The following is a 21919-nucleotide window of genomic DNA, read 5'->3' as shown; positions in this document are numbered from 1 at the left end:
ATTTATATCTTATTTATTCGTTTATATATAAAAAACACCCAGCCTGCACTATGCCCCCCCTATGATTGCGATCAAGGGAGAACGGCGTACAGGTGGCGCTTTGTAAAAAATTCCCAAAAAATCAATTTTTAGGAACTTAATAACATTATTCACAATATAAAAGAAAGGAGAAAACGATAAAATGCCAGGAAATTTACATAGTGGCAGAAAGCCCGATCTATCTAATGTTACGGCCAAGAATACGGATCGTAGAAAACGAGCTGTCAACGCTAATAAGAATAACTCAGACTTCAAAAAAATATCATCTCCGCCTAAATATTTGGGCGAAAGCAGCCAAAAATTATGGCGTTTTATCGTCAAAGATTTAGATAAAAAAGGACTAATTAAGCAATTAGACGCTTCTTTGCTAGAAGAATATGTCAATCAAGTTGAGATCAGCAAAAAATCAATGGCCGAAATTGAAAGAAACGGTTTGATTATTGAAGACTCACGCGGTGATCCTAAAATTAATCCGGCTGTGAGCGCTAAGAATAATGCTGCAAGAAACATTAAAGCCATTGGTAGTTCTTTAGGACTTGATCCGGTGAGCCGTTCTTCAATGATTGGAGCCGTTACACCGGTTAAGAAGCAGAACGATTTTACTGCTAACTTTGGAAACGGCAGCGCATGATTGATGATGTTACACAATATGCAAAGGATGTGCAGGAACACAGAATTCTTTCTGGCGAACCAATGCTCATCTCCACTAAAAGGCATCTTAATGATTTACAAAAATCAAAGTTAGCGGTTTATAACTATTATTTTGACCAGGATGAGCTTAATCGCGTGATGACCTTTGCTAAATTTGTGCCCGATCCTGATCTTGGTGTACCAACTCCATTATTGGGCTTTCAAAAGTTCACAATTGGTTCTTTAATGGCATGGAAGAGCAAATCAAACGGGATGGTTCGTTTCCATAAGGCCGCTGTGACAATGGCAAAATCAAACGGAAAGACTTACATTGCTGCAATCATTTTGGCATATGATTTTTGGATCAGAAATGCAAAGTCAAATAACCAAGATGATTTGATTGCCAGTAATGTGAGTGACCAAACAACAAAGCTTTATAACTATGTTTCTGGCACAATTCAGCAAATCAAAGATAAATATTTAACTGACGATCCGGTCGCTTATGATGATTTGATTGTTAATACTGAACAGACGCGGTTTGATAGCAAGAAAAACGTCATTCGCAAGATGACAGCTCTTGGCAGCAACGTTAATAGTTTTCATGCGACGGTTGGCATATTTGATGAGGCGGGAATGCAAAAAACCCGCTTTTATTTTGACAAAATTCAAAACGGACAAATTTTAAAGCCCAACGCCTTGTTCTTGATGATTTCAACTGCGTATGAGGATCCCAACGTACCATTGCGAGAAGATATTGATAGCGTACTTCAATCAATTAAAAATGATGATGGCAAAAATGATGATTATTTCTTAGCTGTTTGGACACAAGATGATAAGTCAGAAATATTCAAACCTGAAACATGGATTAAAAGTAATCCGCTACTTGGTTTGCCGAAGCTCAAAGATGTTTTGCTGAGTAACTTAATTTCTCAAAGAAATTTACATGCTAATTCTGGAACCCTGAATGATTTCATGGTTTATAACATGAACATGTGGTTAAATGCCAAGCAGGACGCGGCTTTTAACTTAGATGAATATAAGGCTACGACGATTAAGAGTTTCAATTTTAATCACCGAGATGTCTATATCGGTTTTGATAATTCTATGACTTCTGATGATGGTGCTTTTGGGTTTATCTTTCCCTATGTTCCAAAGAAATTCTTTATTTATCAGCATTCATTTGTTCCCTGGCATAAAGCGGGTTCGATTGAAGCCAAAGAAAGCCAGGACGGTATCAATTATCGTCACATGCAGGAATTAGGCTTTGCCTCGATTACAAAGCACAAAAAAGGGCTGATTAGTCAAGATCAGGAATATGAGTGGTTGATGGATTTTGTTTCCGAGCATGACTTGAATGTGCTCGGTTTTTTGTATGATAAATTCCATAATTCCGCCTTAATTCAATCGATCGCTGACAATACGAATTGGCCAATGATTCCTGTGAGACAGGGTGCGATTAGTTTAAATGCACCAACGAAATTCTTGCAGGACTCATTCGTTGATGGACGCGTCACACACTTAGACGATCCGATGATGGAAGCTTCACTGATGAACGCTGTGATTGTTACCGATGGCAACAATGGCATCAAAATTGATAAGCAGCGAGCGACTTTAAAGATTGACTTGGTCGATGCGATTGTCGATGGCTTTTATCAGGGGATGTATCACTTCGAAGACTTTGCAAACAAAGATGATCCCGAAGCCGAGTTTGCTCGGATGACTGATAATCAGAAACACGATTTTTTGATGGGAGATTTTTCGTTTTGAAATTATTTAAAAGAGAAAACTTAAGTGACCTTTTATCGGTTGTTGGCTTGGCAGTCATTGATGTGACTGCTTTTTTATTTCAGCCATTAATTGGCGGCCTTGTAACTGGACTGTCTTTGATTTTGCTGAGTTATTTTCTCGGGAAGGAGTAATACATGTTTTTTGAAAAACGAGACCGCTTGTTACCGTCTGGCTCTTCTGGTATTTATTTTGCTAATGGCCAATTAGTTGTTTCTGATACTTATTATTCAGCTGAACAAGCACTCAAAAATTCAGATGTGTGGGCTGCGGTCAATATTATTAGTGCTGACTTAGCTCGCGCAAAGTTAAGCACCGGCCGACCACGCTTTGACCATTTATTGCAAGACCCAACGCCCTTAACTGATCCGTATTCTTTTTGGCGGTCCATGTATGCACAAATGCTTCTTTCTGGAAACGCTTATGCGATTATCCGAGACAATCAATGGTTAGAATTTGTGCCACCAAGCCATATTGATACTTATCAAACGGAAGATGGAACGGATATTTATTATTCGGTTCGTTTCGATGGCAGCAAAGAGTCTGATATTCCAAAACTTGATCGGCACAGTGTGGTTCACCTGCGCTGGTTGGGTGCGAGTGGTGGCACGATCGGTTTATCGCCGTTATCGGCACTTTCAACCGAACTTCAACTTAAGGATTCTGCTAACGCTTTGGCCAATTCGGCATTAAGCCAAGCGACGAATCCAAGTGCTGAACTGCATGTCGAAAAGGGGGCCGTGAATAAGGACGAAAAAGCCAAGATTCGATCAGAATTTGAAACAGCTCAATCTGGTGCAAATGCTGGACGTGTTATTATCACTGATCAATTAGTCAGCTTCAAACCGTTGGAAGTGAGCGCCAATATTTCAGGCCTGCTCAGTTCGGTTAATTTCTCCTCCGTACAGATTGCTAAAGCCTTTATGCTGCCATCTGATTATTTAGGCTCTGAATCAGAACACAGCAATACTGATCAGATTCGGTCATCTTACAATTCAACGCTTGGACGTTACCTGCAGCCGGTTATTTCAGAAGTCAGTTTTAAATTTGGGATTACCGTGACAGCCAATGTCCGTGATGCGATTGATTTAGATGGGTCAATCACTGAAAACCGTGTTCAAGCTTTAGTTGAAAAGAAGGTTATCAGTGCTGATTTTGGCGTGTTAATTCTTGAGAATAGTCCGTCTGATTTGGTGACACCTGAATTGATTCAAATGGCTCACGATCGCAAAATTCAAGTATCTGGGACAGAAGTTAAGTCAGCTAATACTAATAGCGATACCACCGTGATGACCGTCAATGAGCGCCGTAAAAAAGATGGGCTTAAGGCTATCACAGGTGGTGATGCCATTTATATGCCGTCCAGTGATATTCCATCAATTGATGTGAACGATGATTCTGGAGGTATGTGATGCCGTTAAAGCCATTATTCGGTTCATTAAATAACACAATTGCTAAAACCATCGCGTTAAACAATCCAAATTATTCCAAAATTGTTGAGCCTTTCGGGGACGATGGTACCTATGCGCTGTTTACAGCTAAGAAGCCAGCCAATAGCCATACGGTTAATATTGTTGATCCTGATTTGCTAGCTGCCATGCAATTTGCACAAAGCTATTCAACATCGGACTTTTCTGCGCTCAAAAATGAGGATTGGATCGGTTCACCAGATACTTTTAATCAAGTACAAACAATCTCTGATGCTGAAGGCGAAAAATTTATCTATAAATTCCTTTATAACAAGTTTTTTGCTATGAGCATGTCTGGCAGCGATGAATTAAGTTTCGACATTCTCTCATTAAATGTTGACAAGAAAAATAAGCTCTTTGCTTTCCCACTAATGAAGTCGCTACTTAAAAAAGTTGAGTTTGTCAGCATGGATCCGATGAGCTTAATTCCTAGTGACGGTTTTATGATTTTAATTCCACCAACTGCCTATTTAGAGCCAACAAAAGCAAAACTGTCCGGTTTATCTGGGCAGTTTTTCTTTGCCGGAAAAGTTAGCGATGGCATGGCCGCTGTTAGTGATGCACAGGCCATGAGCAAATTGAATGTTCATGGTGCCAGTGTGGCCGGAATTATGATGAGCACTTATTCGTTTGTGACGAATTACGACAGCCGGCTTACAAAAATAGATCCAGAAATGATGAAAGGAGCGATGAGTTGAATAAAAAAATTGAAACACGCAATGCCGTTGAGTTTCGAGTTATTGGTGATGAAAATAGCCGACAAATTAGTGGTTATTTAGTTCGTTTTAATACACCGTCAGTGGATATTGGATTTACAGAATATGTCGATCCGCATGCTTTTGATGGGGTGGACATGAGTAAAGTCCAATTACTTTATAACCACGATCCAGGTAACATTTTGGCTCGTGTAGATTCAAACACTTTAAGCCTTTCGGTCGATGACCGAGGGCTTTTATTTTCGGCAGAAATGCCACAAACCACACTCGGAAACGACACGTTGGAAAACATTCGAAACGGCAACTTAAAGGGCTGTTCCTTTGGTTTTACGGTTGCAAGCGATGACTGGACATATGCCGATTCCGGAGATGTGAGACGAATTTTGCAGATTGGTCAGTTGTTTGAAGGCTCAATTACACCGATTCCGGCTTATCCGGATACGAGTGTGGCTCTGGCAGCACGCAATGCCGTGCGTAAGTCCAACTCGCAGAAACGCTTAAGCCTTCTGCGATTGACAGAAATAGAAAACGAGGAATTTTAATTCATGAATATTAAAGAACAGATTAAACAAGAAAAATCTGAATTAAAAGCGAAGATTCAGGAAGCTCGTTCTGCAATCGCAGACGGCCAAGATAACGTTGATGAGCTTGAAAAGGATGTTGAATCTCGTCAAGCTAAAATTCAGAAATTGGAAAAGTTGGCTTCTGCTGAAATTGATGCTGAAGACCGTGACGAGCCGGAAGACCCAGACGAAGAAGTCCGTGCTTTGAAGGCTAAGCAAGAAGAGGAACAACGTAAGATTAACGGCGCTCAGGGTCACAAGGTGAATGCGTTTGAGAAAAAGAATGCTGATGAGAAAAAGACGGAGATGCGTTCCGTTCTGAACGCATTTATCCATTCTCACGGCAAAACGGTGAAGCCAGAAGCTCGTGATACTGGGCAATTAGTCTCTACTGATTTAGGAATGTTGATTCCAGAGGAGATCTCTTACCAGCCACAAGATACACCGATGACGGTGGTTGACTTGTCTCAATATGTTCATACTTTCCCAACTACTGCGGCCTCTGGCAAATATCCCGTACGTGGACAAATTACTGACCGTTTTTATACCGCAGAGGAATTAGCTGCTAACCCGAAGCTCAAGGCCAACACGTATACACCAGTTCCTTGGAGCGTTGACACATATCGCGGTGAATTGGATATCTCTGAGGAAGCTATTGATGATTCGGCTATCGATTTAACTGGCGAAGTGAATAGCCAATTGCATGAATTGTCTTTGAATACGAAGAACTTCTTAATTGCTTCGCAGCTTAAATCGTTCACGGCTAAACCAATTGTGACTCTTGATGATTTAAAGGCCATCATTAACGTTTCTTTGGATCCAGCTTACAACAAGACGTTGGTTGCTTCACAGTCATTTTATAACTTCTTGGATACTTTGAAAGATGGTAATGGCCGTTATCTGTTACAAGATTCGATTACTTCACCATCTGGAAAAGTTGTTCTCGGACTGCCAGTCTTGCCAGTTTCGGATACCTTGATTGGTGACGCTGGCGGACAAAACGCCTTTATCGGTGACCTTTATCGTGGTGTTCTTATGCCTTTGCGTAAAGAAACCTACGTTAACTGGGTTACTAATGAAAATTATGAACAGAAAATGCTGGGTGCTTTGCGTACTTGTGCTTCAACGGCTGATGCGGGTGCCGGTTTCTTTGTCACTCACACAGCAGCTTAATTTCATCTAGCGACAACGGCTAAACGTTCAGATAGGGTGAGAAGCCTGTCAGAAAGGCTAAACAATGGCGAATGACGCTTTTTTTGATCAAGTGAAGAAAAATTTAAGAGTAATGAGCAATGATAACGGCATTAATCAGGAAATTGCCGACTTGATCGAGTCGGCAAGAAACGACCTGTACGTCAGCCAGTCAATTACAAAAGATATTTCCAGTTCGGTAACTAATCCCTTGGTTAAACAAGCTGTTGTTCTCTATTGCAAAGCCAATTTTGGTTTGGATAATAGCGACTCTGAAAAATACCGAGCTGCTTATGAAGATTTAGCTGGTAAATTGTCCGTAGCCAGTCAGTGGAAAGATTCAATCGGTGATGGTGATGTCATTTAGCGATGTGATCACCTTAATTACACAAGTCCACATTATCGATGGCGATGCCAATGACAAGCCTGTCGATGGGACTTTGACACCCATTTATGCTGATGTCTTCACAGCTGGACGTGATGAATTTAATGCTGCCGGTGTTAACGACATTAAGGCTGAATATGTCTTTAAAATCCATACCTTTGAATACAATAATGAGTCAATTATTGAATACAATGACGCTCGTTATTCTGTGTATCGAACTTCTGGCCAAGGCGATACCACTTACCTATACGTTCAGCAGAAAGTTGGTGTGTAATGGTCGGAGCGATTAAAGTTGATGGACTAGCTGATACCATTGTTGGTGCTTTGCAGGAATATACCAGCGAAGTCGAAGAAAAATTACAGGTAGCTGAACTTGAGACAGCTAAAGAAGGTGTTTCTGAACTAAAAAACGGGGGTGGCTATAAAGAACGAACCGGCAGCTATACAAAGGGCTGGTCTCAAAAGAAACAGGGAAGAGGCCGAGTAATTTATAACCGAACAGATTATCAATTGACTCACTTACTGGAATTCGGGCATGCCACACGTAATGGTGGTCGGACACGAGCGTTTCCACATATCAAACCTGTGGACGATCATGTTGCAGAACTATTAGTTCAGAAAACCAGAGAGGTATTGTCATGAACTATGCCGATTTTGCAGGTGCTTTTAAGACCGCCACTAGCTTGCCGATTGCTTATCTATCATGGCACGGTCATCCGCCCAGCTTTCCTTACTGTTTATTGTTGCAGATACCCAGTGACGACCAATATGCTGATGACCGCAATTATCTAAAAGTTGCCAATGTGCAACTTGAATTTTATTCACAACTAAAAGATTCAAGGACTCAATCAAAAATTGAGTCTTTTTTTGATGCCAATGATGTTGCTTACGAATACCAAGGCGATACGTACCTTGATAGTGAACAAATGCAGATGGCAGTTTATCAAATTCAATTAATAAAGGAGTAAATGTATGACAGATACTGCACAAAATAAAGTCAGATATGGTCTAAAAGATGTCACAATCATCCCAATTACGGCTGATGATGGATCGACATTGACATATGGTACGCCATTTGCACAGCCAGGTGCTACTGACTTAAGTATTGATCCTGTAGGGGATGCCTTTGATGTTGAAGCTGATGACACTAAGTTTTATTCAGCCGATAATAACCAAGGATATTCAGGAAAACTAACTATAACAAATATTGTCGATAATTTTTATTCACAAGTTCTTGGAGAAACAGCTTCAGCCAATGGCGGATTTGAAGAGAATTCTAATAGCCAAACACATCCATTTGCTATTGCCTTTCGTATTGCTGGTGATGCGAAAAATCAAAGATTTGTTTTTAGAAAAGCTACGGCTACACGTCCCTCGATTGGTTCATCTACAAGAGGTTCTAAGAGCGATATTTCTACACAAGAGTTGGATATTACCCTGTTGCCTAATTATTCAGGATCAATTAAAGTTCGTGAACCAGAGGATCCGGACAAATCTATTGCCGAATGGGCAACAGCCGTCTTGACACCGGATGCAGGCTAATTAAATAAATAGACACTCGAAAGGGTGTTCTTAAGGCTCAATCAGTCACTCTCCACTGGTTGGGTTTTAAGAGCATCTTTTTTCATGCTCAAAAGGAGATTGTATATGCAGAAATCAGTTGAAATTGATGGAAAGAAAATTAATTTATTGTCCAGTGGCGTCACACCTATTATTTATAAAGCAGCTTTTCAAAGAGATTATTTTTCCGATATTGGAACAATTTTAGAGGCAGTTGGCGACTTATTTAAAGATGACGAAAGCCAAACTAATAAAAAGTTGTCCGAAACTGGAATTAAATCAGATGACGGAATGAACTTCGCTATTCGTTTATTAAAATCGGGTTCAGTGCCAATTTTGTATAACCTTTTTTGGACTTATGCGAAAAATGCTGATGGAATGATTCCCAAACTTGAGGACTGGCTTAAAGAATTCTCACAATTAGCCATTTTAGATTTTTCACAAGAAATTATAAGTTTGCTGATGTCTTCTTTGACAACAAAAAAAGTCTAAAGGATAAGTACGTATCTAATGAAGCATTCGATATAGACAGTTACCTCTATATAGCGAAAAAAACGGGCTTGTCCTTTGACGAACTAAAAATGATGGACGTTGGCTCGGTTATGGATTACATCACCGAATACGCCAACCAAGAAACAAAAAATGCAGAAGAAAATTCGGGAGAGCCGAAAGAAAGGGAAGCAACGCAGGCAGATATTGATGCACTGTGATTTCAATCATGGCTGGAACTATTAAAGGTATAACAATTGAAATTAACGGAGATACAACCGGTCTTGATAAAGCTCTTAAAAGTGTTAATTCTTCTGTCAAAAGTGCCCAAAGTGAATTAACAAAATTAAGAACTGACTTAAGGTTTAGCCCAGATAGTTTTGTTCTCGTTTCTCAGAAAGCAGATGTTTTAGGCAGAACGGTTGGATCCCTAAAAAATAAACTTGATACTTTAAAAGCAGCCCAATCACAAGTTGAAGCACAGTTCAAATCAGGAAAAATTGGTGTTGAGCAATATGAAGCGTTTAACCGTGAATTAGTTGAGACAGAAAGTAAATTAAGAACTTATAGTAGCCAATTAAAAACAGCACAGTCAGCAACATCTGGTCTCAATGGAATCGTATTAAGAGTTAAAGATTCGATGGCTGGAGTTCGGCAAAGCTTCCAAGATGCAACTAATAGAATGTCTAAATTTAGACAGGTGGGTGCGTCTATTAGTGATGTTGGCAAACGCTTAACTAGTACTTTGACTTTGAGCGTTGGGGCTGGATTTGCTTATGCTGGAAAACAGGCAATTGATTTTGATAGTCAAATGCAGCAAGTTAAGGCTTTATTGAATAACGGAACAAGTGAAAGCAATCTATCAAAACAGATTAAAGAACTTGGGAACGCTTCTAAAGACTGGGCTGAACAATATGGTGTTTCAACTACTTCCATTAATGAAGGAATGGAAGAAATTATTAAGCGTGGCTATACTTTTCAGCAAACGCTAGGTGCTATGCCGTCTATATTGAATGCAACCAAAGCTTCTGGTGATGACTTCAATACCGTTATGACCGCTTCAACGTCAATTCTTGAGCAGTTTGGTTTGAAAGCCAACTCGACTAATCAGATGCTGAAAAATACCCAGCGAGTGACTGATTCTCTGACGTTTGTTGCTAACAAAACGTCAGCTGGTTTTTCTGACATGGCTGAAGCCATGACCTATATCGGTCCTACTGCTCATGCAGCGGGTGTTAGCTTGGAAGAAACGGCCTCTGCAATTGGCCTAATGTCTAATAACGGTATAGAGGGAACCCAAGCTGGTACTTCTATGCGTGGTGTATTGACAGCTATGATCAAACCAACAAAACAGAATGCCGAAGGATTCAAAGAGCTAGGTATTAATATTGGTGATTTCAAGAAGGGCACATTAACGCTTCCTGAAATGCTCGACAAAATTAAAAATAATACACAAAACTGGACTAAAGCACAGCGTGCTTCTGCAATTGCTATGGCTGTTGGCCGCAATGCTCAATCTGGCATGAACGTATTGGTTGCACAAGGCGGAAGTGCCTTGGACAAAATGACTAAGTCAACGCAAAATGCGACTGGTTATACGAAGCAACTAGCCGATCAGTTGAACAATACATCAGCGAACAACGTTAAAAAGTTGCAGCAATCTTTGCAGGTTTTAGCTATCACAATCGGCCAAGACTTAATTCCGTATATTACGCCGCTGGTTAAAAATTTAACTAATTTAGTTAAAGGATTTTCAAATCTAAGCGATGGAACTAAAAAATTTATTATTATTGGCGCAGCTGCCATGGCTGTTTTAGGGCCGATTTTAATTATTTTAGGTTCGCTTGTTCAAGCAATTACGATTATTTGGCCGATTTTAGTTGCTATTGGGACGGCAATAGGAGTGATTGTGACTGCAATTGCTGGTTTCTTAGGTATGCCGATCATCGTTGTAATTTTGAGTATAGTTGCTGCAATTACTGCGGTTGTTTTGGCCATATTAAATTGGAAAAATATTACCAATAGTCTAAAAGCTGCTTGGATTGGTCTGCAACAGTTCTTTACTAATTTTTGGGTTGCCACTAAAGCAGTGTTTTCAGCAGGATGGCAGGCGGTAGTTGGAATATTTCATTCGGCTATTAATGGAATATCTGCTTTTCTTCATTCTGGAATGGGCCAGATAGCTTTGGCGATTGCGAACCCTATTTTGGGAGTTGTCAATATTGTTAGACAAAGCTGGAATCTTATTGCGGGCACTACGAGGAGTATTTGGAACGGTATTAAGTCATTTACATCTGGAGCATTCAATTCTATTAGATCAGTCGCTTCTAGCACTTGGAACGGAATTAAAAGTGCAATTATAAGCCCGATTAGCGCAACACAAAGTATTATTGCAAGCATTATTGCTCGTATCAAAAGCATGTTTAAATTTAAATTACATTTTCCATCAATATCAATTCCACATGTTCCGTTACCTCACTTTTCAATCAGCGGTTCTTTTAATCCGTTGAAAGGAAAACTGCCAAAAATTGGTGTTTCTTGGTATGCGAATGGTGGAATTTTCAATAAACCGACATTATTTGCAACACCAAATGGACTTGCCGGTGTAGGAGAAGCAGGGCCGGAAGCCGCCTTGCCGCTTAACTCTAAAACTTTGGCTTCTATTGGCCAAGGAATTGTCAGTGCGCTAGGTGGCAATATGGGTATGAATATTAATGTCAACCTTTATCCTACAAACGATATGACCGATTCCGGAATAAACAACATGGCTGCAAAGTTTGTCGATGCGATTAAGAGTAATCCATTTATGAGAAAAAATTTATCTAGCATGGTTGGTATAACTTTGGCCAAAGGAGTTAACTAATGGCTAGAAATTTTATCTTAACTAACGCACGTGGTGATTCCGTCATTTTATCTTCAGACGAGCTCTTTGCCCACGCACCATCAGGATTGGGGCTAGCTTTAAATAATGCCTATAGCCAGTACGAAAGTTATTTTATTAGGACTAAATCGCAAGTAACTCAAGGAAGTTTGCAAGCAACGATTTTATTTTCAAGAATTAAATCTCAAACCTATCAAACGTTTTCTGACTTTGCTGAATTTTTGGCTTATCAGCCATATATGTTGGAATACGATACTGATGCTGGAACTTGGTATCGGGATTGTTACCTCAAGGAAATGCCTAAATCTGAAGCTGGTATCAACACAGCTGGTTTATTAGATGAACAGATCACATTAGAATTCATTAACAACTGGTACAACAACAAATCAGCGGTTTATAAAAGTTATGTCCCAGAACCAGAACTTGCTAACTATGGCAAGGGATACTGGGATGGTAGAACAATCAGAGATTATGTGGATAATATGCCATTCCCTGATCAGGCTATGACAGATATCACTTATTTAAATTCTTAAAGAAAGGAAGCAAAAAATGGCTTATATGCCCACAAAATGGAATTCTCAGCAACAAATAACAAGCCAAGCTCTGAATAATATTGAAGATGGTGTTACCAGCCTAGATCAATTCAATAACCAGGACGGCAATATCACAGATAATCGAATTGACCATGTTTCATTTGGTAAAGTCATTGATTCTTTTGCCAATATTTCATCTGTTGCTGGTTGGAATATTGGGAATGATTTTGACTTAGAGTATGATTCTGCAAGTAGCAGCATTACTATTGCACAAACCGCTGCACAAGATTCTGGTTTTCAGTTTCCTATTTTGCTTGATAAGGTTCCGATTAGCTCCGACATTCTATATTTAAATTTGGATTTTGTGACGAGCCTAGATAGCTCTGCAAAGAAAAATATAGATGTTTATTTAGCTGATGCAAATGGGAATTTGATTTCTCAAATTGGTGCTTTTACACAAAATACTAGTAAAACACATTACAATTTATCAATTAATGGATCGACTCTTTTGAATGCTAACATTCAAAAGAAATTTATGCTGATGTTTGCAATTCACGATGCATACTCTTTAACGGCTGAAAATATTTATGTGAATTGGACGAATGGGACAGGCAGCTTAAGTGATTCCATTGCCGGCATTGTTTCAGGGTCAACTCCTCTGTCTATGGGTGGCCTTAATGAGAACAAATTTGTAGCTTCGCAATGGGACCGTTGGGATGCCATTGGCTTGTTTGCAATACAGTCGGATGGAAGCATTTTATACACCCATGACAGTTCTTCCGGAGCAAGAGGCATCCACGGATTCACGAAGGGACTAGATTTCACAAAACCTGTTTACATCTCATTTACAGCACAATCACTTGGTGTATTCTCATTTTATTGGGGAAAAGCAGATGGTAGCATTGCTGAGGGGCAAGATTTAGGGCAGTTAAATCCAAATGGAAATTCTCAGCACTATGAATTCAAGATCAGTCCAGCTGAGTTCGCTGCGTTAGGAATTACCGATTCTTTCTTTATCACAATCGGCGGTAGCGCAGGAACCATGATCAAAATATTTAATGATATTTCAATCTCGAATGTTCCCGCAAGTGGAAAAGCAACCGATGCCATTAAAGCCTTAAATGAAGCAACCTATGGCAAAGAACCGTCTCAGTTCGGCCAAACTGTTGATAAAATGGCTTCTGCTACTCGTGTAGCCGTAGCAGGCATTCAGTTTGGTACATGGGGCACAATCTACACCGGTTCAGGTGCTTATATCAAAAATATTCGTGCCTATGTAAAGACGGATGGAAATTACATTTTTAAAATCGCAACAATTGATCAGCACCAATTGATTGTTAATTCTTCTTCTATTTCTGTCTGGCTAAACGCAGGTTATAACGATATCGATTATCTGTTTAAATATGGAAAAACCAAAGTAGGAAATGGTCAGCAAATATTTATGGATTTGTCCTCGGCCGGTGTCTACACACCAAATGCAGATAATCCGCTCTATATTCCGCAGCTAATTCAAGACAGTAGCCACCTATCAACAGATCCTGTTTATACAGGGAATATCATGTATAGCACCAACTATCTGGTACCTTTCAATGTCACCTTAATTGATATTCCAACCGCTGATTTAGCAACAGATGTTAATTCAAGACTTTCTAGCATGGCAGCAGATATTAACTCTGTTTCAGCCCAACAGGGGAATATGATCGTTTCTTCTCCTTCGGGAAGAAAATTTAGGATTTCTGTTGACGATAACGGCAATTTAGTAGCAGTGTCTGATGTTCCTTCTAAGGTAGCTATATTTGGCAATTCTCTAACTTTGGAACGAGGGAATATCGGTATGGCTGCCAGTGACCAAAATCACGATTGGTATCATTATGTTACGCAATATATTCTCGGAGCTAATCCAAATGCTTCAATTAATCCTAGAACCAGCTTTTATGCTTGGGAATCAGCAACATCGTCTGCAGATAGAACCGCGGCTTTTAATTCTGTTGTTAAACCAGTCCTTGCTGCTGATACCGGAGTTGTTGTTATTCAACTCGTTGATAATATCAATTCAGATGCACGTCACGCAACCTTTGCTCAAGACGTTAAAACGCTGATTACAAATATAAAATCAGTTGCTCCAAATGCAAAAATTTATTGGGTTGCCGGCTGGTTCTTGAGCTATCCCGATTTGATCCAAAGTATTCAAGCGGCCTGCGCTGATACTGGAGCAACTTTTGTCGATATCACGCCTTACAATTCCGATCCTTCAAACAAATCTTATGTCGGTGCTGTTAGAACAGGAACTGATGGGTCTTCTTGGACTGTCTCCAGTACAGGAGAAGCTGCGCATCCAGGGGATGCGGGCCATCAACTGATTGGACAAGCGGTCATCAATCAATTCGGTTTTTAAAAGGGAGAAATAAATGGCAACTAATTCATATTCTTATGTTTATTCTCCATATTATGTCTACATTGAGTCCAATCAAGGGTCTAATTCAAAAGCACTGTCTTTAACAAATAATTCTCGATATTTTGGCTTGCAAGATGGCTCCCCTTGCTTGATCACAATTAAAGGAAAATGTAGTAATCCTCATTGGTCAGTTGTTCAAAAAGGGCAGGTAGTAGCCACTGATGGCTTTATTTTGGAATTGGCTGATAATCAAAAACTGATTGTTAGTTCGTATCCGGAAAATCAGTATGCACGAGTTTACAATCCTGATGGTTCATACAGTGATGTTTCCCAATTACAAGATTTTACCAAGACGAATTTTGTGCAAATCCCACAAGGAAATTCAACGGTCTTATTCTATATTGATAACACAGCCGATGTATCTTTGACCTTTAAAGAAGAGAGGCTCCTTGTATGAACATTGCATTACAAGCGACCGTCTTTAAGCCGGATTTAACGATCCGAGGTATTTATCCGGTTTTGACTTACGATCTGCATATGGATGCCTTGGCAAATACGACATCGAATTTTGTTTTAAACGATCAAGGCTCTAGTCAATTGGGAGACTATATTGCTATCAAGATCGCAAATACAAATATTTTGCTATATTATGGGCAGCTGACTGGCGTGGATATGAGTGAAGATGCTGGTACCGATACCCTAACGGCTTGTTATATCTGGAATGCCTTAAACGGCGAGATTCCTGTTTTGGGCCGGTCGGGGCAATCGTTTGAAATTCATATCCAAAAATTAATTGCCCAATATGTAGCTTCGAACACAGGCAATATCTTTGGCCATTCGGTGATAACCTCGACAACCACAGCTTATGCGGTTACCACGTCAAACGGTATTCAAACAAGTAACTTTATTGATTACCTGATTAGAGGCTTTAAGCTGCATAATGTTGTCATTGGAATTAAAGATCTGAAACATGGGATGTCAAACGGCATTCCTTTTTATTATCCAGAATTTGATATTCACCAAGTCACAGAGTCCTGGAACTTTAAGAACAATATTTATGCCTTCACGGGATGGACAGTCTCAGACAGCCGTTTATTGCGTGGCTATAATAACGAACTTTGGATTGTCGATAAAGCCAGCAGCAATATGGAAGTTCCCACAATCATGGCTCGGTATTATCTTCAGACAGATGGCACAGTAGTGAATGCTCTAAGTGACAAAGTCGTGCAACCTACACAAGTGCATATCTATCTTTACGATAAAACAGCGACAGACAATCCCAATAATGACCAAATTGCTCAAACGGAGCTATCTGGAAACACCTATAGTCATGACATCAAGTTTTCTATGCCAATTAATAATAACTTTTTTCCGTTGAGTAAATTAAAGCTTGGTCTATTGAGTACTATTTATTACTGGCAAAAAAAGAAGGATTCAGATTCAAGAGAGCTAATCACCTATCGATCGGTGCTTTCTGGCTATTCGCTTTCAAGTGATAGCGAGCAGCTTAGCTTAGAGTTCGGTAACCTGCGTTTTGGTAGAACAGATTTATTTGGAAATAACTAATTAAGGAGGAAATGAATTGACAATTACAATGTATCAATCGGACAGAAATTTTGTCACTCCAAGTAATGATAGAAGTTTATATAGCGGCTTAATTAGAGATGCGAACGCCGTATTAAAAAGAGGTAACCAATTTTCTGTCAGCGTAGATGGATTAGTAGCAACCATCAATACCGGGCAAGCCATCATTCAGGGCAGCTTAGTTGAAATATCTGCGCCAGAATCCTTAACTTTGCCAGCAAATTCAAGCGGAAATATTTGTATCGTCGTTGATTTTACCAAGTCAAATGACATAAATGGGACTCCAGGGGATGAGAACTACCAGGTAAACGTGAATCAAATTTATATGGCAGCTGTCACGGGGCCATTGCAACAAGACGATTTGAATAATGGCGGATTTATATACGATCTGCCGATTGCTAGTTTTACAAGCAGTGCATCCACAGCCGCTGTGACACAGATAAATCTTTCTCTCAATGATACTGGATGGTTAAATTTGAACTTAACAGGAGGAACGGTTTTTAATTCAGGCGGCTATGCAAGATATCGAATTAGGGACGGATGGGCATATATCGAATTGTTTGGTATTAATTGTCGGAACGCAACCAACGGTAACCAATTATTTACGATACCGAGTACGATTTTATCCCGACTAAACAATGGCCGAAAGATTGATTTTGCTGGCTATTCAAATCAAGCCTTTGTTGGTATTACAATGCAGCCAAATAATCCAACTTGTTGGCTAGACACTTGGACAGATAATCAAAACGTGAAAGCCAGTCAAAGCTTCCCACTTGATAGCTAACTGGAGGAAGGAAAGGATTAAGATGACAGAAAATAACGGCCTGAATGTGCCACAAATGTTGGTTTCAATTAGCACGGATGTGGCCAGTATTAAAACAAAACTCGATAATCTAGCCAGCACTGATGAAAAAGCCGATAAAGCATTGGCTAAGTCAACTGAAAACGAGCACCGTATTGGCCAATTGGCAATGGTTCAGACTTGGTTGATTGGGATAGTAGTGACAGGCCTATTGGTTCCAATTGCTATTTATGTTTTTGAAAAATATTTGTAGAAAGGACAAAAAGTGAAAACTAAATTAAAAACTCTATTAATGACAGTAGTTTTACTACTGTCTTTTTCTTTGCCTGCTTTTGCAGTCTCAGCTAGAGACCAAGGCGTTGATTGGTCTGTCTATCAAGGTGCTAACGGCAAGTTTGGCTATTCAACAGATAAATTTATGATTAGCCAAGTTGGTGGGGCTTATGGCAATAGCTATCTTGACCAGGCCACTTATAAGACACAGGTCGCTTCTGCCATTGCTGCTGGCAAGCGTGCTCACACTTATATCTGGGATCAGGTTGGTTCAAGTCTAGCTTTGCAAAAAGCTGCTATGGATCACTTTTTGCCATTAGTCCAAACACCAAAGGGAAGTATCGTGGCCTTGGATTATGAAGCAGGGGCAACTAGTGACAAGTCCGCTAATACGCAAGCGATTCGTTATGGTCTGCAGCGGATTAAAGATGCTGGCTATACACCGGTGCTTTATTCGGGTGCTTATTATCTCAAGCAATATATCAACTACCAAGCATTGGTGGACCAGTTTGGTGCCATTATTTGGGTAGCTTCCTATGCTTCCTATAACGTGGCACCAGTACCTAACTACAACTACTTTCCTTCTATGAATGGGGTCGCACTCTGGCAGTTTACGTCTACCTATATTGCAGGCAGCTTAGACGGTTCTGTCGATCTGACCGGCATTACTAATAACGGTTATCAAAAAGCTACCACAACTAACACAGGAAAAGTCATTGTTAAACCGGCTACGACTACCAGCGCGGTTTTAGCAGGACAAACAGCTAATACGGTTAAAAAGGCTGCCATCCAGGCTGGAGATAAAGTCAAAGTCAACTTTGGCACAAAAACATGGTCAAATGGTGTCCCCATGCCAAGTTGGGTACCAGGAACAACCTATACGATTCAACAGGTATCTGGTAACAACGTCTTATTGGCAGGTATCTTAAGTTGGATCAGCAAGAGCAACGTTGAGATTCTACAAACGGCTAGTCAAGCTAAGGCAACAAGCAGTTCAAGTGTTTATGTTGTTCGTTCTGGTGACACGCTTTCAGGAATCGCGGCTAAATATGGAACAACCTATCTGAAACTAGCTGCCATTAATGGGATTAAGTCACCTTACTGGATCTATGTAGGACAGCGGTTAACTGTTTCTGGCTCTGCACGAGCTGTAAGTAATAGCCAATACTACACGGTTCGTTCTGATGATACCTTAGGAGCAATTGCGTTAAAGTACGGCACGACCTATCAAAAGCTTGCGTCATTAAACGGATTAAAGAATGCCAACGTGATTTATGTTGGCGAAAAGTTGAGGGTTAAGTAATGACTAATTTAACAGATTTGATTATTAGTATCGCAGTGGCAACGATTCCGATTATCGGTGCCTATATTGTCAAGATTCTAAAAGCCAACAAGTTTGTCGCGATCTTAGGACCGTTAGCACACGATGCGGTTGTGGCTGCACAAAAGCTAGGCGTGGTGAGTTATCTAGAAGGGGAAGCTAAGAAATCCAAAGCGGTAGAATTTGTCATTTCAGCCTTAGCTAAACTTGGCTTTAAGAAAGCTGATCTAACCACAGTTCAAAATGCAGTGGAAGATGAATACTCTAAAGCTATTGCAGGGCTGGATGTGACTTATCCGCAAGTCACTAAAGAACAGGCACAGGCTGAACAAACTGCTGCGCAAGCTAAAGTACAAGCGGATCAAAAGGCGGCTGATGAAAAAGCCAAAGCTGATGCATTGGTAGCTGCACAAAAAGCAGTCACGGATGCACAGGCTCACTTACAAGAACTGCAAGCTGCTAAATAATTGAATAAATAAAAAACCCATCGGATTTATTTCCGGTGGGCTTTTTGCTATATGATTGTCATAATAAGTCTGGATAAAAGATAGGAAGGAATAATGGTAGAAAAAAAGAATAGCCTCAAAATGAATGATACGATCTTTAACCGTTCATTAGAAAAGCTTGAATCTGTCAGCGATAAACCATTTAAAAAGATTAATCATCGAATTTATTTATCAATTGCTTTAAATGTTGTTGCGCTCTTGTTGACGTATTGGTTGATATATCGGAAGTATTTTGACTTGAGGTTGCTTTTGGTCTTACTAAATCTTTTGTTTATTGCTTTTTTAGGAGTTAAATTATCAAAACTTAATTCCCTCAACGAACATAAGAATCTGGTTGAGGAAGTTGCAACTATAATTATTGGGAGTATTCCCAGTGAAAGTTCGAACAATAAAAAAGTTTCTAATGTATCTAGTGAGAAGATTTTCGATATTCTAGAACAAGAGATCAGCAATTACAAAGAAGATGTTTTTCGTTTGCCCAAAATTGTAATCGGATTATCCGGATTGGTTACGTTCTTTTTAAAGTCAAGGATATTTCATCAAGTTTTTGAACCAGATTTTATTTCATGGGTCATAGTGTTGTTAGCACTCTTTCCACTCATCCTATCAGAGATGTATAAAGAACTGATAAAAATTAATATTTTAAAAGAAGCTATCCGAGTTGCTCAGTTTGAAGCTTACACTCGTCATGATAGTGAAGATAAGTCTGTGAACATATTAACTACCACTTTACAAAACATATGGGTGTATATTCAAAATCAGTGTTCACGTATTAATTCAAACAAGGACGAATCAAAAACTCCAAAAAGTTAAATACACAAATAAAAACCTTGCTTTTCAATGGTTAGCAAGGTCTTTTTGTGTATAAACATTCCTGATTAAATGCTAAAATTAATTGATTTAGAAGGAGGCTCATATCTTGGCTATTTATAATTTGTCTATTAGATATGCCGGAGACGGTATTAAAGATGGGCGGATTGCAGTTAAAAATTTGGCTCCCTCACTTATGGCCCTATCCGATTCGTTTCAAAACTTGCAAAGAGTAGTAAGCCCAGAGGAACAACCGCTTTCTTTAGATATCAAAGCTACCAAACAAGGATCTTTTGTTGTCGATTTGTTGTTAGTCAATGGAACTGATATTATCTCTAAGGCCATCGATATGTTGAGTGGAAAGGAATCTGAAGCTTTTCTGAGTTTGGTTTCTTATGCTACTATTTTTTTTGGATCAATTAATTTTGTTAAAAAATCATATAAAAAGAAAATTAAGTCAACAGAAAATATAGAAAATAATAAGGTTAAAATTGAGTTTTCAGATAACACGAAAATCACCATTCCACAAGATTCACTCAAAGTTGCCAGAGACCTTGAGTTTAGAAAATCGATCAAAGAAACTTATCAGCCACTCGATACTGATGGGCTAGACCATATTGAAATCAGCACACCAAACCTTGATAACACTAATATGTTGGTTTCAGTTTCCTCAGAAGAGCTTATTTCATTTTCAGTACCTGAAGTCAGTGCAGAAGAATTAGAAACAACTGTATCAGATGTATATCTACAAATTAAAAATGTTTCTTTTTCGGAAGACAACAAATGGCAATTTTTTGATGGTGAGAATTCATTTTTTGCCAGAATTCTAGATAAAGACTTTATTGATCGAGTTCAAAAAAACGAAACACAATTCGGTGCTACTGATAGGCTGAAAGTTAAGTTACAACGAGAACAAAAAATGACGCAATCTGGTTTAAAGAATGAATATACAGTTCTTAGAGTTCTTGAGCATAAACGGGGTCCTCAGCAAATAGAGTTAGATTTTGAAAATTAAATTTAATGATTAGATAAAAATACCCACTGGCTTAATTGCTGGTGGGTATTTTTTTTATTGCTATAAACTCTTTCGAAGAATAGAATAGCCTACGAACTTTGTGTTCAAATAAAAAAACATTTCAAGGATTAAAATGATAGATAAAAAAATAGTTTATCAATGTATATCTGATCTGGCTGAAGAGGACACCACACAAAATAATATCAATAGAGTTTCTTTGACAAGCCTCCACGAAAAATTAATGACCTATTATCCTGATTTGGCGTTAGCTTCATTACATCGCGAACTTATTAACCTAAATAATGAAGGCAAAATTAAGTACGGTGGATGGGACGACGCGCAAGGCACGCCTACAACGAATGATCTTATAGAGATTAAGAGCCTGTTTAACGATAAGGCATTTCAAGGCAACGAAGTGTCCTTAAAGACGATGAGTTTCCAATTTAGTTTAGAAGACTGCTTCATAATTCTTGATAAATTCAACAGTAGAATACCGGTAATTGGTACAGATTTTATAAATCAACATCGAGAATTGATTGAGTATCTTAGAGATATGAAATTATTCAGTGGAGTTCCAAAAGATGGTGGCGATGGACTAGCTTATTGGAATAAACCAGAATTGAGTGGCAAGGGGCATATTCTATTTAAACGCTTGTATGCATATTTGCTTCTTAAAGCCATTTGTACAAAACAAACACTTGGTTCGCTAACATTGAACGCTTCAGATTTATCAATATTTCACTTTTTGATGAAAGCTGGGCTAATCAGCTACGGTGGAATCCAACAATCCGTCAAAGCACCCGGTGGCACAATAATCGCTCCTAATCAAATTACTATTGAAGATGCGGGATACGAATTATTGGACAACCAGTCACCGGAAGAAATATATAATTTTTTTGATGAAAATGCTAAAAAAGGATCTAGTATGAATATTAATAATATCCACGTTAATGGAAACCCAATGTTTGGGAA

At 39.2% G+C, this 21919-nt stretch carries 26 protein-coding genes; all 26 read left to right on the top strand.

The features are described from left to right. The first annotated feature begins 181 nt into the window (after positions 1–181). Positions 182–670 carry a phage terminase small subunit P27 family gene (locus tag ABF487_RS04590; protein WP_415634638.1) on the top strand — a complete coding sequence of 163 codons (489 nt, stop codon included), beginning with the start codon at positions 182–184 and terminating at the stop codon, positions 668–670. Beyond that, positions 667–2436 carry a terminase TerL endonuclease subunit gene (locus ABF487_RS04585; RefSeq protein WP_415634637.1) on the top strand — a complete coding sequence of 590 codons (1770 nt, stop codon included), beginning with the start codon at positions 667–669 and terminating at the stop codon, positions 2434–2436. Before ABF487_RS04590 ends, ABF487_RS04585 begins: the two co-directional genes overlap by 4 nt. Next, positions 2433–2588, top strand: a complete 156-nt coding sequence (locus ABF487_RS04580) for a hypothetical protein (RefSeq protein ID WP_415634636.1) — start codon at positions 2433–2435, stop codon at positions 2586–2588. The genes ABF487_RS04585 and ABF487_RS04580 overlap by 4 nt, the downstream gene beginning before the upstream one ends. A gap of 3 nt (positions 2589–2591) precedes the next feature. After that, on the top strand, positions 2592–3866 hold the full coding sequence (locus ABF487_RS04575; protein ID WP_415634635.1) for a phage portal protein: 1275 nt from the start codon (positions 2592–2594) through the stop codon (positions 3864–3866). Then, positions 3866–4621: a hypothetical protein gene (locus ABF487_RS04570; protein WP_415634634.1), complete on the top strand. Its 756-nt coding sequence runs from the start codon at positions 3866–3868 to the stop codon at positions 4619–4621. The genes ABF487_RS04575 and ABF487_RS04570 overlap by 1 nt, the downstream gene beginning before the upstream one ends. Next, complete coding sequence (locus ABF487_RS04565; RefSeq protein ID WP_415634633.1) at positions 4618–5181, top strand: HK97 family phage prohead protease; 564 nt, start codon at positions 4618–4620, stop codon at positions 5179–5181. Before ABF487_RS04570 ends, ABF487_RS04565 begins: the two co-directional genes overlap by 4 nt. 3 nt (positions 5182–5184) lie before the next feature. After that, positions 5185–6375, top strand: coding sequence for a phage major capsid protein (locus ABF487_RS04560; RefSeq protein WP_415634632.1), 1191 nt, complete (start codon positions 5185–5187; stop codon positions 6373–6375). Positions 6376–6439: 64 nt separating this feature from the next. After that, entirely contained in the window at positions 6440–6760 is a 321-nt protein-coding gene (locus ABF487_RS04555; protein WP_415634631.1) for a head-tail connector protein, read from the top strand. Beyond that, a complete protein-coding gene (locus ABF487_RS04550; protein ID WP_415634630.1) occupies positions 6750–7052 on the top strand; it encodes a hypothetical protein in 303 nt (100 codons plus the stop codon). The genes ABF487_RS04555 and ABF487_RS04550 overlap by 11 nt, the downstream gene beginning before the upstream one ends. Further along, positions 7052–7420, top strand: a complete 369-nt coding sequence (locus ABF487_RS04545) for an HK97 gp10 family phage protein (protein ID WP_415634629.1) — start codon at positions 7052–7054, stop codon at positions 7418–7420. Before ABF487_RS04550 ends, ABF487_RS04545 begins: the two co-directional genes overlap by 1 nt. After that, complete coding sequence (locus tag ABF487_RS04540) at positions 7417–7746, top strand: hypothetical protein (RefSeq protein ID WP_415634628.1); 330 nt, start codon at positions 7417–7419, stop codon at positions 7744–7746. Before ABF487_RS04545 ends, ABF487_RS04540 begins: the two co-directional genes overlap by 4 nt. 4 nt (positions 7747–7750) lie before the next feature. Then, a complete protein-coding gene (locus tag ABF487_RS04535; protein WP_415634627.1) occupies positions 7751–8320 on the top strand; it encodes a major tail protein in 570 nt (189 codons plus the stop codon). 105 nt (positions 8321–8425) lie between these two features. Further along, complete coding sequence (locus ABF487_RS04530) at positions 8426–8830, top strand: hypothetical protein (protein ID WP_415634626.1); 405 nt, start codon at positions 8426–8428, stop codon at positions 8828–8830. 68 nt (positions 8831–8898) lie between these two features. Further along, positions 8899–9048 carry a hypothetical protein gene (locus ABF487_RS04525; protein WP_415634625.1) on the top strand — a complete coding sequence of 50 codons (150 nt, stop codon included), beginning with the start codon at positions 8899–8901 and terminating at the stop codon, positions 9046–9048. Between the two features lie 8 nt (positions 9049–9056). Then, complete coding sequence (locus ABF487_RS04520) at positions 9057–11690, top strand: phage tail tape measure protein (protein ID WP_415634624.1); 2634 nt, start codon at positions 9057–9059, stop codon at positions 11688–11690. Beyond that, positions 11690–12241 (top strand): phage distal tail protein domain-containing protein, encoded by a 552-nt coding sequence (locus ABF487_RS04515; RefSeq protein WP_415634623.1) that lies wholly within the window; start codon positions 11690–11692, stop codon positions 12239–12241. The genes ABF487_RS04520 and ABF487_RS04515 overlap by 1 nt, the downstream gene beginning before the upstream one ends. 16 nt (positions 12242–12257) lie before the next feature. Further along, positions 12258–14636: an SGNH/GDSL hydrolase family protein gene (locus ABF487_RS04510; RefSeq protein WP_415634622.1), complete on the top strand. Its 2379-nt coding sequence runs from the start codon at positions 12258–12260 to the stop codon at positions 14634–14636. Positions 14637–14649: 13 nt separating this feature from the next. Further along, a complete protein-coding gene (locus ABF487_RS04505) occupies positions 14650–15093 on the top strand; it encodes a hypothetical protein (protein WP_415634621.1) in 444 nt (147 codons plus the stop codon). Continuing rightward, entirely contained in the window at positions 15090–16202 is a 1113-nt protein-coding gene (locus ABF487_RS04500; protein ID WP_415634620.1) for a hypothetical protein, read from the top strand. Before ABF487_RS04505 ends, ABF487_RS04500 begins: the two co-directional genes overlap by 4 nt. 16 nt (positions 16203–16218) lie before the next feature. Beyond that, positions 16219–17004 (top strand): hypothetical protein, encoded by a 786-nt coding sequence (locus ABF487_RS04495; RefSeq protein ID WP_415634619.1) that lies wholly within the window; start codon positions 16219–16221, stop codon positions 17002–17004. Positions 17005–17026: 22 nt separating this feature from the next. Further along, on the top strand, positions 17027–17275 hold the full coding sequence (locus ABF487_RS04490; RefSeq protein ID WP_415634618.1) for a hemolysin XhlA family protein: 249 nt from the start codon (positions 17027–17029) through the stop codon (positions 17273–17275). A 39-nt stretch (positions 17276–17314) separates the two neighbouring features. Next, positions 17315–18598, top strand: a complete 1284-nt coding sequence (locus ABF487_RS04485) for a LysM peptidoglycan-binding domain-containing protein (RefSeq protein ID WP_415634617.1) — start codon at positions 17315–17317, stop codon at positions 18596–18598. Next, on the top strand, positions 18598–19083 hold the full coding sequence (locus tag ABF487_RS04480; RefSeq protein ID WP_415634616.1) for a holin: 486 nt from the start codon (positions 18598–18600) through the stop codon (positions 19081–19083). The genes ABF487_RS04485 and ABF487_RS04480 overlap by 1 nt, the downstream gene beginning before the upstream one ends. Positions 19084–19176: 93 nt before the next feature. Next, positions 19177–19935 (top strand): hypothetical protein, encoded by a 759-nt coding sequence (locus ABF487_RS04475; RefSeq protein WP_415634615.1) that lies wholly within the window; start codon positions 19177–19179, stop codon positions 19933–19935. 106 nt (positions 19936–20041) lie between these two features. After that, positions 20042–20947, top strand: coding sequence for a hypothetical protein (locus ABF487_RS04470; protein ID WP_415634614.1), 906 nt, complete (start codon positions 20042–20044; stop codon positions 20945–20947). Between the two features lie 133 nt (positions 20948–21080). Next, on the top strand, positions 21081–21919 hold an 839-nt coding region (locus tag ABF487_RS04465), incomplete at its 3' end, for a hypothetical protein (RefSeq protein WP_415634613.1).

The sequence above is a fragment of the Oenococcus sp. genome (genome assembly GCF_047725585.1).
GTDB lineage: Bacteria > Bacillota > Bacilli > Lactobacillales > Lactobacillaceae > Oenococcus > Oenococcus kitaharae_A.
The sequence above is the reverse complement of the archived record's forward strand: the minus strand, read 5'-3'. Positions and strand labels throughout refer to the sequence as shown.